This is a genomic window from Romboutsia lituseburensis (assembly GCF_024723825.1).
GTDB classification, from domain to species: domain Bacteria; phylum Bacillota; class Clostridia; order Peptostreptococcales; family Peptostreptococcaceae; genus Romboutsia_F; species Romboutsia_F lituseburensis_A.
Map to the genome: position 1 here is coordinate 2,991,697 of NZ_JANQBQ010000001.1, position 14,702 is coordinate 3,006,398.

The 14,702-nt window shown below is 29.0% G+C and carries 10 protein-coding genes; 8 read left to right on the forward strand and 2 right to left on the reverse strand.

Annotated features, from left to right (window positions below; translation table 11 throughout):
- Positions 1-35: 35 nt before the first annotated feature.
- The gene (locus NWE74_RS14525) at positions 36-1,313 is read right to left on the reverse strand and encodes a conjugated bile salt MFS transporter (protein ID WP_258243703.1); all 1,278 of its coding nucleotides are present in this window, start codon (positions 1,311-1,313) and stop codon (positions 36-38) included.
- A gap of 454 nt (positions 1,314-1,767) precedes the next feature.
- Here NWE74_RS14525 and NWE74_RS14530 point away from each other — a divergent pair, with 454 nt between their 5' ends.
- The 5 genes from NWE74_RS14530 to NWE74_RS14550 all read left to right on the forward strand — a co-directional run bounded on the left by NWE74_RS14530 (position 1,768) and on the right by NWE74_RS14550 (position 7,803).
- A complete protein-coding gene (locus NWE74_RS14530; RefSeq protein WP_258243704.1) occupies positions 1,768-3,276 on the forward strand; it encodes a hypothetical protein in 1,509 nt (502 codons plus the stop codon).
- 288 nt (positions 3,277-3,564) lie between these two features.
- Positions 3,565-4,908, forward strand: a complete 1,344-nt coding sequence (locus tag NWE74_RS14535) for an alanine:cation symporter family protein (RefSeq protein WP_258243705.1) — start codon at positions 3,565-3,567, stop codon at positions 4,906-4,908.
- Between the two features lie 55 nt (positions 4,909-4,963).
- Positions 4,964-6,595, forward strand: a complete 1,632-nt coding sequence (locus tag NWE74_RS14540; RefSeq protein WP_258243706.1) for an amidohydrolase — start codon at positions 4,964-4,966, stop codon at positions 6,593-6,595.
- 138 nt (positions 6,596-6,733) lie between these two features.
- A complete protein-coding gene (locus tag NWE74_RS14545; protein WP_258243707.1) occupies positions 6,734-7,234 on the forward strand; it encodes a PaaI family thioesterase in 501 nt (166 codons plus the stop codon).
- Between the two features lie 110 nt (positions 7,235-7,344).
- Positions 7,345-7,803 carry a DUF1097 domain-containing protein gene (locus NWE74_RS14550; RefSeq protein WP_258243708.1) on the forward strand — a complete coding sequence of 153 codons (459 nt, stop codon included), beginning with the start codon at positions 7,345-7,347 and terminating at the stop codon, positions 7,801-7,803.
- A 134-nt stretch (positions 7,804-7,937) separates the two neighbouring features.
- Here the strand turns inward: NWE74_RS14550 and NWE74_RS14555 are convergent, their stop codons facing one another.
- Positions 7,938-9,245, reverse strand: coding sequence for a conjugated bile salt MFS transporter (locus NWE74_RS14555; protein WP_258243709.1), 1,308 nt, complete (start codon positions 9,243-9,245; stop codon positions 7,938-7,940).
- A gap of 323 nt (positions 9,246-9,568) precedes the next feature.
- Between NWE74_RS14555 and NWE74_RS14560 the strand changes: the two genes are divergently transcribed.
- The 3 genes from NWE74_RS14560 to NWE74_RS14570 all read left to right on the forward strand — a co-directional run bounded on the left by NWE74_RS14560 (position 9,569) and on the right by NWE74_RS14570 (position 14,595).
- Positions 9,569-11,092, forward strand: coding sequence for a helix-turn-helix domain-containing protein (locus NWE74_RS14560; protein ID WP_258243710.1), 1,524 nt, complete (start codon positions 9,569-9,571; stop codon positions 11,090-11,092).
- Between the two features lie 406 nt (positions 11,093-11,498).
- The gene (locus tag NWE74_RS14565; protein WP_258243711.1) at positions 11,499-12,854 is read left to right on the forward strand and encodes an alanine:cation symporter family protein; all 1,356 of its coding nucleotides are present in this window, start codon (positions 11,499-11,501) and stop codon (positions 12,852-12,854) included.
- 91 nt (positions 12,855-12,945) lie between these two features.
- A complete protein-coding gene (locus NWE74_RS14570) occupies positions 12,946-14,595 on the forward strand; it encodes an amidohydrolase (RefSeq protein WP_258243712.1) in 1,650 nt (549 codons plus the stop codon).
- Positions 14,596-14,702: the final 107 nt, after the last annotated feature.

Here is a 14,702-nt window from a genome sequence, read left to right on the forward strand (position 1 = left end):
GCTTTTAAAGCTCTCTTTTTAATAGGTATTTATGTTTAAGCAATTTTTTTATTGCTAGAATCTTGTAAGTTCGATTTTTTCATTTTTTCCATAGATTTTATAGATGTTATTATAGAAGTGAATGCTATTATTACAGCTAATAAGATAGACCACCAAGCGACTCCATACCCAGCTTTATCAACAACTAATCCAAATACAGATGACCCTAAAGCGAATCCTATTCCAAATACTAATTGAACCATACCTAGTATACCTGCATATTCTTTATTACCGAATAATCTACCAGTAAGTAAAGCTGGGCCCATTATATAAGCGAATATAGATAAGCCTTTAGTTATAGCAAATACATAAGCTAGATAAGTTATATCAATAGCGAATATTAAAGATATATTAGAAATGGCAACTATTATACCTGCTATAAAGAATGCTTTAGCAGCGCCTAACTTATCGAATAAGGTACCTCCAACTAAATTTCCAGCAAGAGAGCATATGGCAAATACTGAACCTATTATACCTGTATTTACAGCTGGGTTTTGATGTAAGTATGCTGGATACTGTACTGATAGAGCAGATACATAGATACCAACAAAGAAGAACCCTATTGCTAAAAACTTAAATGTTGTAGTAGATAGTGCTTCCTTAACAGTAAACCCTGCATTAGAATCAGTGTTTTCTACATCGTTAGAATCGCTTTTGTTAGATCTTACTATTTCAGAATCATTTTTAGGCATTCTTATCATAAATAGAATTATTGGTATAGCGACAACTAGACCTACAATTCCAAATATTGAATAAGCTTGTTTATATCCAACGGCATTTATTAAAGTAACAGAAGAACCTTGTAAGAAAATATTACCTATAGATCCTCCAGCCATAGCTATACCTAAAGCTTTACCTTTGCTTGCTTCATCGAACCAAGCATTTAAAAGTAAAGGTATTCCTAGTGCGGATAGTATAGCAGCACCAACTTGCATTACACCAGCAATTATATAGAATTGCCATGGAGCTTTTGCTAATGAAAATGCTGCAAAACTACCACAGCCAAGTATTGCACCAGCTATATATAATGTTTTAAGATTAAACTTTTTAAATAACCCACCTATAATAGGCGACCCAACAGCAGAAACTATAGTCCCTAATGTAAATATAAGAGAAAAGCTTGCCATACTAAAACCTAAAGTTTTGTCACTAACTACATAATGCATAAATTGAGGTTGCAAGTTTGCTATTACACCATAAGGTATAGCTTGTATAAGCATACATGCTATTACTATTTTCCAACCTCCAGAAAATTTTTTCTTATTTTCATTCATTAAAATCTCTCCTTAATTTTTAATTAATTACGATATTGATTAGAAAGTATTATCTATAATTGACTTTTTATTTTAATTGAAAATAATATTAAATATGATGTTATTTATAATTAATTAAATTTTATAAAAAAAATAAAAATTTATAGATAATTAAAAACTATACTTTGTTGTAAATAGGCGTTTTTCAACAAAATATAACGATTACACATTTATAATACCATCAAAAATGAACAAAAATAGTGGCTAGTTAATGAAAAAATAGGACAAGTATTGCATTCAAAAAATTGAAAAAAAGTTCAATATAATTCAAAAAATAAATGACTGCAAAATAATAGGAAATTATATAATAAAATTAAAAATAGATTATACTTTTATCTTAGTAAAATGGTATTATAATAACAAATTATAGAAAGTATAATAATATTGAGCAATAAAGTGAAGGGGTGTATTAAAAATGGATGATATAATATTTGGAGAATTATTAGGAAAGTTATTGTATTTATCAAATCAAAAGAAAAGCTCATTAGCGAAATCATTAGGCTATGACATATCATATATAAGTAAATGGATAAATTCAAAAAATTTGCCAAGTTCAAAAAATGCAAATGCGATATGTAGAGAGATTTCTAATTTTATAGTTAATTCTTTAACAGAATCTACATCAAATGATATAGTAAAATACTTCGAAATTGATATAAAAGAAAATGAAGATAAAAGAGAGTACTTATTAAATATTATTGAAAAATATTTAAAAAAATCATATTTAAGTGCAACGGGAAATATTAATAAAGGTTCAATGCTACAAGAAACGTATACCCAAGAACGATATAATAGTACTAACTACGTGAATCCAAGACTAAGAAAAAAGTTTTTGGCAGAAGATGTAATTGGATATGTAGAAAAAAATGAAAAGTTAGATATTTTAATTTGTGCAGATGTATTTCATGTTCCTATGGAAGATAAAATAGCCTTAGCTTTAAGTAATCAAGAATTAAATAATATAGAAAGAGAAAATAATCTAAGTATAAAATTTTTAACAGGATTTAAGTACGACAAAGAAGATGTTTTAGTAAATGCAATGGTAATTTTAAGTATGGTGTCATCTTATTACAAAATGGATTTTGAAATATACAATTGCGATGTAGCACATAGTATAGGTGCATTTATAGTAAAAAATAAATTATCATATTTTGGAGTATTTAGGCCTGATGGAGCTAGTTTATTAACAAATATATCCAAAGAAAAAGAGGCTGTGAATGAATTTTACTATAGTGTAGAGAGTTTATTAAAATCCCAAGGGAATCTAATTTATAATAAAAAGTCATCAATAGATATTATAAAGGACACTACTTATATGCAATATATAATGGGACATGATCCTAGATGGTTAATAGGAAATATTAATGAGCTTTTTATGCCTGAAGATTTATTTTTAGAAATTGCAGAAAGTATATTTGGATATGATGAAGATATCATGAATAAATTAAGAAAAATAAATATATTCCTTCATAATCTAACTTATAAATCAGGATTAAAAGTTCTAATATATGAGTCAGAACTTAATAAATATATATCATCAGGGGAATTGAGTTTTTTTAATATTCCAGTTACACTAACTTTTAAGCAAAGGGAAAAACATATAAGACATCTAGAAAAAGTATTTAAAGAAAGTACTGATATAGACATAAGGATAATTGATGGTAAAGTAGTAGAAGATTTTAAGAATGAAGAAAATACATCAATGTTTTTATCTAAAGATATTAAGCTTATAAAAATGAATATTCAAAAAGAAAAACATCAATATGCAATTGCAACAGATGATGATTTCAAAAATATGTGTGATGATTTATTTGATTCTATGTGGAATATAGAAGAAAATTTAATATGTAAAGATAAGTCATATATATTAGACAGAATCTCTAAAGCGATTGCATATATGAATATAATAAATGAAAAAATTTAAAATAAATATAAAAAATATATTGACTTTTAATTATAAAAATTGATAAACTAAAATTGTAAATAGGCGTTTCTCAAAATTATACAATTATCATAATGTAATTAAGAATACAAACTTTATTTGTATTTTTAATTAGGTACTTTAAACATTATGAGCTTGTACTGTTTTGAGAGGATGCCTATTTTATTTTATAAAATAAAGTTGGTATGCATCAGTAGCGTAATAGCTTAAAAAGAATTGTTCAACAAAATATATTAGAATATATAAATTTAAAATAAGGAGAAATTATAAATGTCTAATATTTTATTACAACTAGAACATTCAATAACAGCTATTTCTAATGCTATATGGCCGATTTTTTTACCATTCATGTTAATAGTTGGAGCATTCACATCAATAAGAACAATATTTATTATTCAAAAAAAAGCAACTACACCGGCTAAATTAAATTTAAAAAATGTTATTGGACCGGCATCTATCTCATTAGGTGCTATGATAGGAACGGGAGCAATAATAGGTGTATTAGGTGCTTTATCAAAATTCTCAGCATCTGGAGAAGTTAATGTAGAGTCTATGGCTATATGGGCACTAATAGGTGCATGCATAATGGTTCCAGTTTCTTATGCTGAAACATTAAATTCAAAAATAATGGGTAAAAGTCCAAAAGAATATATAGGAGATTTAATATCACCTAAATTAGGAATGATTTATGCTGTATGCTTCGTTGCACTTGCAGTGTTTGGGTTCGGTGGATTCCAATTTAGTGGTATAGATTCAGTTGCAAATTTAGTAGCTGATCAATTTATGGGGATACAACTTACATTAGTTCAAAGATATATGTTTATAGTGATACCTGTAATAGCAGTAGTTGCAGCATTAGTCTTATCTAAGAAGCACGAAATATTTATGAATGCTATGACTTATATGATAGGAAGTGCAGTTTTAGGATATTTTATATTCTTTACACTATTCGTTATAAAAACAGCTGATTATATGCCTACTTATTTTGCTAATATATTAGAAGGTATGACTAATCCGGTAAATGGTATATCGGGTATATCCCTAGGATTTGTATTAGGAATGCAAAAAGTATTGCAAACTGCTGAAACAGGGTTGGGAGCATTAGCTATGGCTGCCCAAGAATCTGATTCTAAACCAAGAGAAGCAGGTATGATATCTCTAATACCTACAGTTGTCACAGTTGTAGTTTCTATAGTTGTTACCTCATATATAGCTTCTTATGGATTAAACAATGGAATAATAACATTCCAAGGTGGTGCAGCTGAAAGATTAGCAGAGTACTTTGCTACAGCTCAAAGTGTAACAGGTATGTTTGGATTAGTAGTATTATGTGCATTTACTGTATTATCAGCATTAACTACAATACTAGGTTCATACTATTATATGACTAAATTATTTAAACAAAATCCAATTAATAAAAATATAGTAATATATTTAGCTTTAATAGTAACAGCTGGAACGTTAGCTGTATTTGGAGCTAATGTTGTATTTGAAGCTGTAGACTTATTATTGTTCGTACTTTCTGGTATAAATGTAACAGCATTAGCGATATTTACAATTAAGGCATGGAAAGCATATGAGTTAAAATCAGTGAAAGAAGATAAAGCAGCTTAATATAAAAAATTCTATATAAAATATCATTAAATAACATAAAAAGGGAGACAGTATGATGAAAAAAACTATATATTTTAATGGTAAGATAGTTACAGTAAATGATAGTAATTCTATAGCAGAAGCGGTATTAGTAGAAGAGGGAAAGATAGTAAATGTAGGAACTAATGATGATATATTATTGCTAAATGATAAAAATGCAAAGATGGTTGATCTTGAAGGAAAAACTATGCTACCAGGATTTATAGATCCTCATGGACATATAGTTGCAATGAGCCAAGTTTTATTAGTGGTTGCTTTAGGAGAGGTAACTTCTAAAGAACAATTAGTAAATAAATTAGTAGAATATAAAAATACAACTAAGCTACCACAAGGAGCTTGGATAATAGGATTTGGATATGATAATTCTAAGTTTGAAGATAAAGAACATCCAACTAAGTTTGATTTAGATCAGATATCTACTGAAATTCCAGTATCAATAGCTCATGCATCAGGACATATAATGGTAGTAAACACTCCAGGTCTAGAGGCTTTTGGTTATACAGGAATGAACTACGAAGTGCCTGAAGGAGGAGTTGTACAAACTGTATCTGAAGACTCAAGAGAAGCGAATGGAATATTAGAAGAGAATGCTTTTATGTGTCCGGAAAAGAAAACCATAGTTTCTCAACCGACGTTTGAACAAGTTTTAGATAGTATAGAAAAAGCTCAAAGAATGTATGCGGGATTAGGTATAACAACTACTCAAGATGCATCGGTAAATGAAGAAAATCATTATAATGATATGTTATTAGCGGCAGCTAGCAATGGTAAAACTATAATAGATATAGTTGGTTTGTCTACTCAATTTTCAACATTTAACCAAATGAAAAATGAAGGAACTCCAAACAGAAAATACTATAATCATTACAAATTAGCAGGGGCTAAAACTTGGTTAGATGGATCACCACAAGGAAAAACTGCTTGGCTAAGTCAACCTTATCATGTTGTTCCAGAAGGACAGCCTAAAGATTATTGTGGATACGGGACTCAAGAAGATGATACAGTTACAGAATACTTTGTAAATTGTATAAAAAATAATCTACAAGTACATGTTCATACTAATGGAGATTTGGCTTGTGAGCAGTTTTTAAGATGTTATGAAAAGGCTGTTGAAATAACGGGTCACGGTACAGAATTAAGACCTGTTATGGTTCATTGTCAAGCTCTAAGAATAGACCAATTAGATAGGGTAAAAAAAATAGGAGCTATACCTACGTTTTTTAATGATCATGTTGCATTCTGGGGAGATTATCATTATGAGTCAGTATTTGGGCCAGAAAGAGCTCAAAACATATCTCCGATAGGATCAGCTTTAGAAAAAGAAATAATATTTACTTTACATCAAGATCCACCTGTAAAAGTTCCAAATCAAATACTAGCTATACATAATGCAGTTAATAGAGAAACTGAGAGTGGAAGAATACTAGGAAAACATCAAAGAATATCTGTGTTAGACGCCATAAAAGCTGTAACTATAAATGGTGCTTACCAATACTTTGAAGAGGATGTAAAAGGAACAATAGAAAAAGGAAAATATGCTGACTTTGTAATACTAGATAAGAATCCTTTAGAAGTTGATAAAAAGGAATTAAAAAAAATAAAGGTTCTAGAAACTATAAAAGAAGGGACTACTATATTCAAGGCATAAAGTCATTTGAATTAGTTAAAAAGAAGTGTAATTTTAATTGCACTTCTTTTTATTTTTATAAAGATTAAAATAATGATAAAATAAAAGACAGAAATGTAAAATTATTAAATATAGATATATCGTTAGGATGGTGTAAAAATGAAGCATAAAGTTATAAAAAAACAAAAAAGCAGTAGTAGATGTATAGTATGCGGAGTAGATAATGATCTTGGAATGAAAGCAACTTTTTATGAACTAGAAAATAATGAATTAGTAGCGGTTTGTGATACAAAAGATTGGCATCAGAGCTATCCTGGTAGAGTTCATGGAGGAATGTCTGCCACTTTATTAGATGAAACAATAGGAAGAGCAATTAGTATAAATGATGAAACTATATGGGGAGTTACAGTAAGTTTAGATTTAAAATATAAAAAACCTGTACCAACTGATACAACTATAAAGATAGTAGGTCGTATAACTAAAGAAAATAGAAAACTATTTGAAGGTAGCGGAGAAATAATATTACCTAATGGAGAGATTGCAGTAACAGCTACAGGAAAATATATGAAGATGCCGGTAGATAAAATAACTAATGAAAATTTGGATGAAGATGAATGGTTTTTAGATAATAAAGAAACACCTGAGTATATAGAATTATAAATATTAATCCCTAAAATTTATATATTTTAAGACGTATTATAAACCTTGACAAATTTATGATAACGTTTTATAGTGTTGTAGCATAAAAATATAAATTCTTAGGAGGCAATATGGACAGTTTATTTGCACTTTCTTTAATGACTGCTATTTTTTGTGGAATATGGAGTGCTTTAAGCTCTAGCTTAGGCTTAATTGCGTGGGCTGGATTTGCAGGTTGTACATCATTTTTCGCAGCAGGAGGAAAATCAAAAGGTTTTAAAAAGACTATCTTAACAAATTTAAGTGGTGTTTTTTGGGCTATGATAAGTATAAAAATATGTAAATATATTGAAATTGAGCATATTGGAGCTATTACAACGGCAGTAATAACATTTATAATGTGTATACAAGCTAAAATTAAATTTTTAGATTTTATTCCTGGAACTTTTATAGGTTCAGTGTCAACATTTGCAGCTGGTGGTAATTGGAAGGCTGTAGCTTTAGCTTTGATTTTAGGAGCAATTTTAGGTTACATCTGTGAATCAACTGGCCTATGGTTATTTGAAGTATTTAATAAAAAAAATAATTAAAAATTAAAAGCTACTGTAATTATCAAATTACAGTAGCTTTTAGACTTAGATATTATATTTTTAAGGATATTACACATTGACTTTAACTAAATTTAATTAACTTTAACTTAACAACTATTCAAATAAAGATATTCTTAAGCAGCCTCTTTTAAAGCTTCTTTTTGTAATTTATCTATTCTTTCTTTATTTAACTTAGACATACCGATAGAAGCTAATATTAATGATCCATAACATATAAAGATGAACACTAATATAGCAGTCCAAGCAACACCGTATCCCATTTTATCAACTAATAATCCGAACACAGAAGAACCAGCAGCGAATCCTACAGCAAAGAATATTTGAACTACTCCAAGTATAGCACCGAATTCTTTTTTACCAAAGAATGAACCTGCAAGTAGAGAAGGCCCCATCATATAAGCAAATACTGATAAACCTTTTAAAGCTGCAAATACTTGAGCTAACATAGGCATTTGACCTGCAAACATTAATGCTAAGCATGAAGACCCAGCTAATATGAAAGCAACAAATAAACCTTTAGTTATACCTAACTTATCGAATATTATACCTCCAAATAAGTTTCCTCCAAGTGAACATAATGCAAATATAGAACCAACCATACCAACTATCATAGGATCTATTTTTAAATGTAACTTTAGATATGCTGGATATTGTACTGCTAAGGCAGATACATACATACCTAAGAAGAATAAACCAAATCCAAATAACCAGAAGAACTTAAGGTTTTTAGCTTCTTTAAAAGTATAACCCCAGTCAACTGAAACTGATTTTTCAGCATTTTCTTTTCCGTTTTCTTTTTTCTTACCTTTAACTATTTCATTTTCATTTTTAGGCATTCTTAAGAAGAATAATGTAACAGGTATACCTATTAATAATGATAAAACCCCAAACATTAAGTAAGACTTAGAAGCTCCATTTGTAGCTAATGAAAATGCAGTCATTTGTTGTAAGAAGATATTACCTATAGATCCCCCTGCAAAAGCTAATCCCATTGCTTTACCTTTAGATAATTCATCAAACCATCCATTTATTAAAAGTGGAACCCCTATTGAAGATATAGCTGCTGTACCAACTTGAACTACACCTGCAACAAGGTAAAATTGCCATAATTCTTGACACATAGAGAATGCTAAGAATCCTCCACCAGAAAGTATACATCCTAATAAATACATCATTTTAACATTTATTTTATTGAACATCATACCTATAAATGGTGAAGCTATGGCAGATACTACTGTACCTAATGTAAATATTAACGAGAATCCTGCTAAAGTAAATCCCTTTTCCTCAACAACATAACTTACAAATTGAGGTTGAATGTTTGCTGCAACTCCGAATGGTATAGCTTGTATAAGCATACATGCAACAACTATTAACCAACCAGTGGCGAATTTTTTCTTGTTTTCATTTAAAGTACTCATAATTTTATGATTTCTCCTTTATTTTTTTTGTAAATAGGCTTTGTACAAATTAAAGGAATACGTTGTGTAATTTTATGATATCATAGAATGGTATGAAATCTAAGCGATTCACAATGAATCATGCTGAATTGTATTGAAATATGGAATCAATATAATTCAATGAATTCAATAATATTTCAAAACGGATTTAGTTTATACTTAGATTAAGATATCTTTAAAATAAAAAACAATTAAAGAATATAATAGGAATTATATGTAAATAGTAAATAGTAATTGACTATTTTTAAGGCAAAATGATAAAAGTCAGGGAGGATAATGGCAACATGAAAAGTATAGTTTTTGGGCAGTTATTAGAGAAATTATTATATTTATCAAATCAGAAAAAGAGTACTTTAGCTAGAGAATTAGGCTACGATGTATCATATATAAGTAAATGGATTAATGCTAAAAATTTACCGACACAAAAAAATATATCTATAATATGTAAAATTACATCAGAATTTATAGTTAAGTCCCTTACGCCGACATCAAAGCAAGAACTTATAGACTATTTTGAAATTGATATAGATGTAAGTGATAAAGATGTATTAACTAAGTATATAGAACGAAGTTTAAGAGAATCATACTTAACAACTGCAGGAAAAGGTTCTTTAAACGTTTATAAAAGCACAAGATCTGAAGATTCATATAATAGTATAATGCATATAAATCCAAGGCTTAGAAAGCAATATTTAAATAAAGATTTTGGTATATTTGCTACTAAATCTAATAAGTTTGATTTAATAATTTCAGCAAACTTGTACAAGTTAAATAATGATGAAAAGATGGCTATAGCTGATATGAAGGAAGGCCTAAATAAACTATCAAAAGATAGTGATATAAGAGTTAGGTTTTTAATGGGGTTTGAAGGAAGTCATGAAGATATAGTGTTTAATACTATATTAATAATAAATATGATGACAGTTTACCCTAATATGAAGTTTGAAATATATAATTGTGATGTAGATTCAAATGCAATATTAGCTGTAATTAAAGATAGAATTTTTCATAGTGCTATATTTGCCAAGGATAGAAGATGTCTATTCACTAGTATGTCTAAAGAAAAACATATAATAGATGAAATGTATTATAGCTTAGAAGATATATTAAAAAATCAAGGAAAGCTTATTGCAGAGCGAAAATCTCCAATAGATTTAATTAAAGATAAAATATATATTCAATATATAATGGGACAAGACTTAAGATGGCTAATAGGTTCTATGAATGAATTTTTTATGCCCTATGATTTATTCATGGAAGTTGGAGCTAGTATATTTGGAGATGATGAAAAGGTACTAAATGAGCTAAGACAAATAAATATATTTTTACAAAATGTAACGTATATATCTAAAATTAAGGTTTTAATGTATGAATCAGAATTAAAAAGATATATATCAACAGGTGAGCTTAAGTTTTTTAATATACCTATAAAATTAACATTAGAACAAAGAGAAAGACATATAAAGTATATACAAGATATAGTAGAAAAATCAGAGAATGTAGAAATTAAATTAGTAGATGGAAGCTTTGTAGAAGATTTTAAAAATAATGCAGACCCATCATTGTATTTATCTAAAAATATTAAACTAGCAAAAACACATCCTGTAGACGATATAAATGATTATATAGTTATTAAAGATAACGAGTTTAAAAGTCTATGTGATGAATTATTTAAAGTATTATGGAATGATAGAGAAGATGTAGTTATAGATGACAAGGAAGAAATAATAGAAAGAATATCTAAAACTTTAGCTTATGCAAGAATTATAAATGGAACGTTTAACCCAAACGAAAGTTATAAGATTTAAATTGAATTATTCATAAAAAATTGAATTTATTGAAATAAATAAAATCCATAAAAAATTATACATTGACTAAGAGTATAAAAAATTGCTAATCTGTAATTGTAAATAGGCGCTTAAAAATAACATTAGATTCAGTAATGCTCTTTAGATACGTTAGTATTTATTCAAGTTATATATTTAAAATAAAATAGCTCTTAAAATAAAATGGCTATATTAACTATAATATATATCTATGATAAAAGAAAACGTATCTAAAGTTATTATTGATTAAATTTAGTGTTTGAATTTTAGGGAGAACCTATTTTTTTATTGCAAAAAAATAGGTTTAAATTAGAAATAATCAATTTTATAAAAAGTTATACAGCAAATAAATGTGAAAAAATCTAAACATTAAAAGGAGAATTAAAAGATGCTACATCAATTAGAAGTAATAATAACAAAAGTATCTGAAGCAATATGGCCAATATTCTTACCATTCATGTTCGTGGTTGGTGCAACAATGGCAGTAAGAACAATATTTATGATACAAAAGCAAACTACATCATCTGCTAAGCTACAAATTAAAAATGTTATAGGTCCGGCATCTATATCGTTAGGAGCAATGATAGGTACTGGAGCCATAATAGGAGTGTTAGGTGCTTTATCAAAATTATCGGCTTCAGGGCAAGCTAATATAGAAGCAATGGCTATATGGGCTTTAATAGGTTCTTTAATAATGCTACCGGTATCTTATGCTGAAACATTAAATTCTAAAATAATGAATAAAACTCCAAAAGAGTATATATCATCATTATTACATCCTAGTTTAGGAAAGTTATATGCAATAGCATTCGTTGCACTAGCTGTATTTGGTTTCGGTGGATTCCAATTCAGTGGTATAGATTCAGTAGTTGCATCTATAGCAATGGATAAATTCAATATGGAATTATCATTAGTTCAAAGATATTTATTTATAGTAGTACCAGTAATAGCAGTAGTTGCTGCATTAGTATTATCTAAGAAGCATGAATTATTTATGGGAGCTATGACTTATATGATAGGTTCAGCAGTTATAGGATATTTTGCATTCTTCGGAATGTTCGTAATAAAAACTGCTGATTATGTTCCAACATTCTTCTCAAGTATGATGAAAGGTATGGCTAACCCAGTAAGTGCTATGCTAGGATTGCCATTAGGATTAATACTAGGTATGCAAAAAGTGTTACAAACTGCGGAAACAGGTCTTGGAGCGTTAGCAATGGCTGCTCAAGAAGCAGATACTCAGCCAAGAGAAGCAGCTATGATATCTTTATTACCAACAGCTGTTACAGTATTCGTTTCTATAGTTGTTACTTCTTATATAGCTTCTTGGGGGGTTCAACATGGAACTTTAGCTTTAGTAGATGCTAATGGAGCTTCAGTAGGGACAGTGCAAAGATTAGGTGGATATATTGCAACTGCTGAAAGTGTAACAGGAATGTTTGGATTAGTAGTACTATCAGCATTCACAGTATTATCAGCATTAACTACAATACTTGGATCATATTATTATATGACAAAGTTATTTAAGCAAAATGCAGTAAATAAGAATATAGCAATATACTTAGGATTAATAGTAGCTGCTGGTACTTTAGCAGTATTTGGAGCTAATGTTGTATTCGAAGCTGTTGACTTGTTATTATTTGTTCTTTGTGGAGTAAACGTAACTGCATTAGCTGTGTTTACATTTAAGCATTGGGAAGCTCACAAGTTAAACAAAAATATTTCTGGAAAGAAAGCTGCTTAATTTAAATAAAAATGATAAAAAAGCTGCTTAATTTTTTTAAGCAGTTTTTATTTATAAATTAAAAAACTAGCCTGAAGAGGGGATATAAAAAATGACTAAGACAATATATTTCAATGGAAACATAATAACAGTAGACAACAATGAAACTGTTGCTCAAGCTATATTGGTTGAGGAAGGAAAAATAAAAGCTGTAGGAAGTAATGAAGAAATACTTTCATTAGATTCAGAGGCTACAAAAGTAGATCTTGAAGGAAAAGTAATGGTGCCAGGGTTTATAGATCCACACGGTCATATAGTTCCTGTTGCTCAAACTTTAATGATAGTTACATTAGGAGATGTAACTTCTAAAGAAGAATTATTAGCTAGATTAGAAGAGTCATTTAGAAATGATCCTCCATCTGGAGATAACTGGTTAATAGGATTTGGATATGATAACACTAAATTTGAAGGTGGAGAACATCCAACTAAATTTGATTTAGATAAAATAAGTAAAGAAGTGCCGATAACAGTTTCTCATGCATCTGGACATTTAGCTGCTGTAAATTCTAAAGCATTAGAGCTATATGGATATGTAGGAGAAGATTATATAGTCCCAGAAGGTGGAGTTGTAAGAACGGTATCGCCTGATTCTAAAGAGCCAAACGGTGTATTAGAGGAAAATGCTATACTGGATAGTGAAAAGAAGAAAGTTGTAAAATCACCAGGATTTGAAGAAATATTAAAAGCAATGGTTAAAGCTCAGAAATTATACGCTTCACTAGGTGTTACAACAACTATGGATGCTTCAGTTGAAGAAGCTAATCACTACAATCATATATTAGGAGCTTGTGCTCAAAATAATATGTTAATGATAGATGTAGTAGGACTTGCTACTCAACCATCAACTAAGAACTTAATGAAAGATGAAGGTACTCCAACTAGAGAATATTTCAACCGCTACAAGTTAGCAGGAGCTAAAACTTGGTTAGATGGATCACCACAAGGATTTACAGCTTGGTTAAGCAAGCCTTATCATTTAGTACCAACAGGTCAACCAGCTGATTATTGTGGATATGGAACTCAAACAGATGAAGTTTTAACAGTGTATTACGTTGATTGTATAAATATGAATATACAAGTTCATACCCATGTAAATGGAGATGAAGCATGTGAGCAATTCTTAAGATGTTATGAGAAAGCTGTTGAAATAACAGGACATGGAACAGAATTAAGACCAGTTATGGTTCATTGTCAAGCTTTAAGATTGGATCAATTGGATAGAGTTAAAGCTTTAAATGCAGTACCAACATTTTTCAATGATCATGTAAGATTTTGGGGTGATTTACACCATGATCAAGTATTTGGACCAGAAAGAGCTCAAAATATATCTCCAATAGGATGGGCGTTAGAAAAGGGTATAAAGTTTACTCTACATCAAGATCCACCTGTAAAAATGCCAAATCAAATAATGGCTATGCATACAGCTGTTAATAGAACTACAGAATCTGGTAGAGTATTAGGTGAGCATCAAAGAATATCAGTTATGGATGCATTGAGAGCTGTAACTATAAATGGAGCTTATCAATATTTTGAAGAAGATATAAAAGGAAGTATAGAAGTTGGAAAATATGCAGATTTAGTTATATTAGATAAAAATCCACTTGAAATAGCAAGTGATGAAATAGAAACTATAAAAGTTTTAGAAACTATAAAAGAAGGTAATACAATATTTGTAAATGAGTCTATTTTACAAGAAGCATAATTTACTTAATAATATATGAATATAGCGCAAATATAAATTTGCGCTATATTTTTGATAAAATACAAATAAAAATGAACTATTTAAAAAAGTATTAAATATTAAAAATA

Excerpts from the sequence above, each read along its gene's own strand:
- NWE74_RS14550 (WP_258243708.1), top strand. The coding sequence starts at position 7,345 with ATGGACAGTTTATTTGCACTTTCTTTAATGACTGCTATTTTTTGTGGA.
- NWE74_RS14555 (WP_258243709.1), bottom strand. The coding sequence starts at position 9,245 with ATGAGTACTTTAAATGAAAACAAGAAAAAATTCGCCACTGGTTGGTTA.
- NWE74_RS14560 (WP_258243710.1), top strand. The coding sequence starts at position 9,569 with ATGAAAAGTATAGTTTTTGGGCAGTTATTAGAGAAATTATTATATTTA.
- NWE74_RS14530 (WP_258243704.1), top strand. The coding sequence starts at position 1,768 with ATGGATGATATAATATTTGGAGAATTATTAGGAAAGTTATTGTATTTA.
- NWE74_RS14525 (WP_258243703.1), bottom strand. The coding sequence starts at position 1,313 with ATGAATGAAAATAAGAAAAAATTTTCTGGAGGTTGGAAAATAGTAATA.
- NWE74_RS14535 (WP_258243705.1), top strand. The coding sequence starts at position 3,565 with ATGTCTAATATTTTATTACAACTAGAACATTCAATAACAGCTATTTCT.
- NWE74_RS14540 (WP_258243706.1), top strand. The coding sequence starts at position 4,964 with ATGAAAAAAACTATATATTTTAATGGTAAGATAGTTACAGTAAATGAT.
- NWE74_RS14565 (WP_258243711.1), top strand. The coding sequence starts at position 11,499 with ATGCTACATCAATTAGAAGTAATAATAACAAAAGTATCTGAAGCAATA.
- NWE74_RS14570 (WP_258243712.1), top strand. The coding sequence starts at position 12,946 with ATGACTAAGACAATATATTTCAATGGAAACATAATAACAGTAGACAAC.
- NWE74_RS14545 (WP_258243707.1), top strand. The coding sequence starts at position 6,734 with ATGAAGCATAAAGTTATAAAAAAACAAAAAAGCAGTAGTAGATGTATA.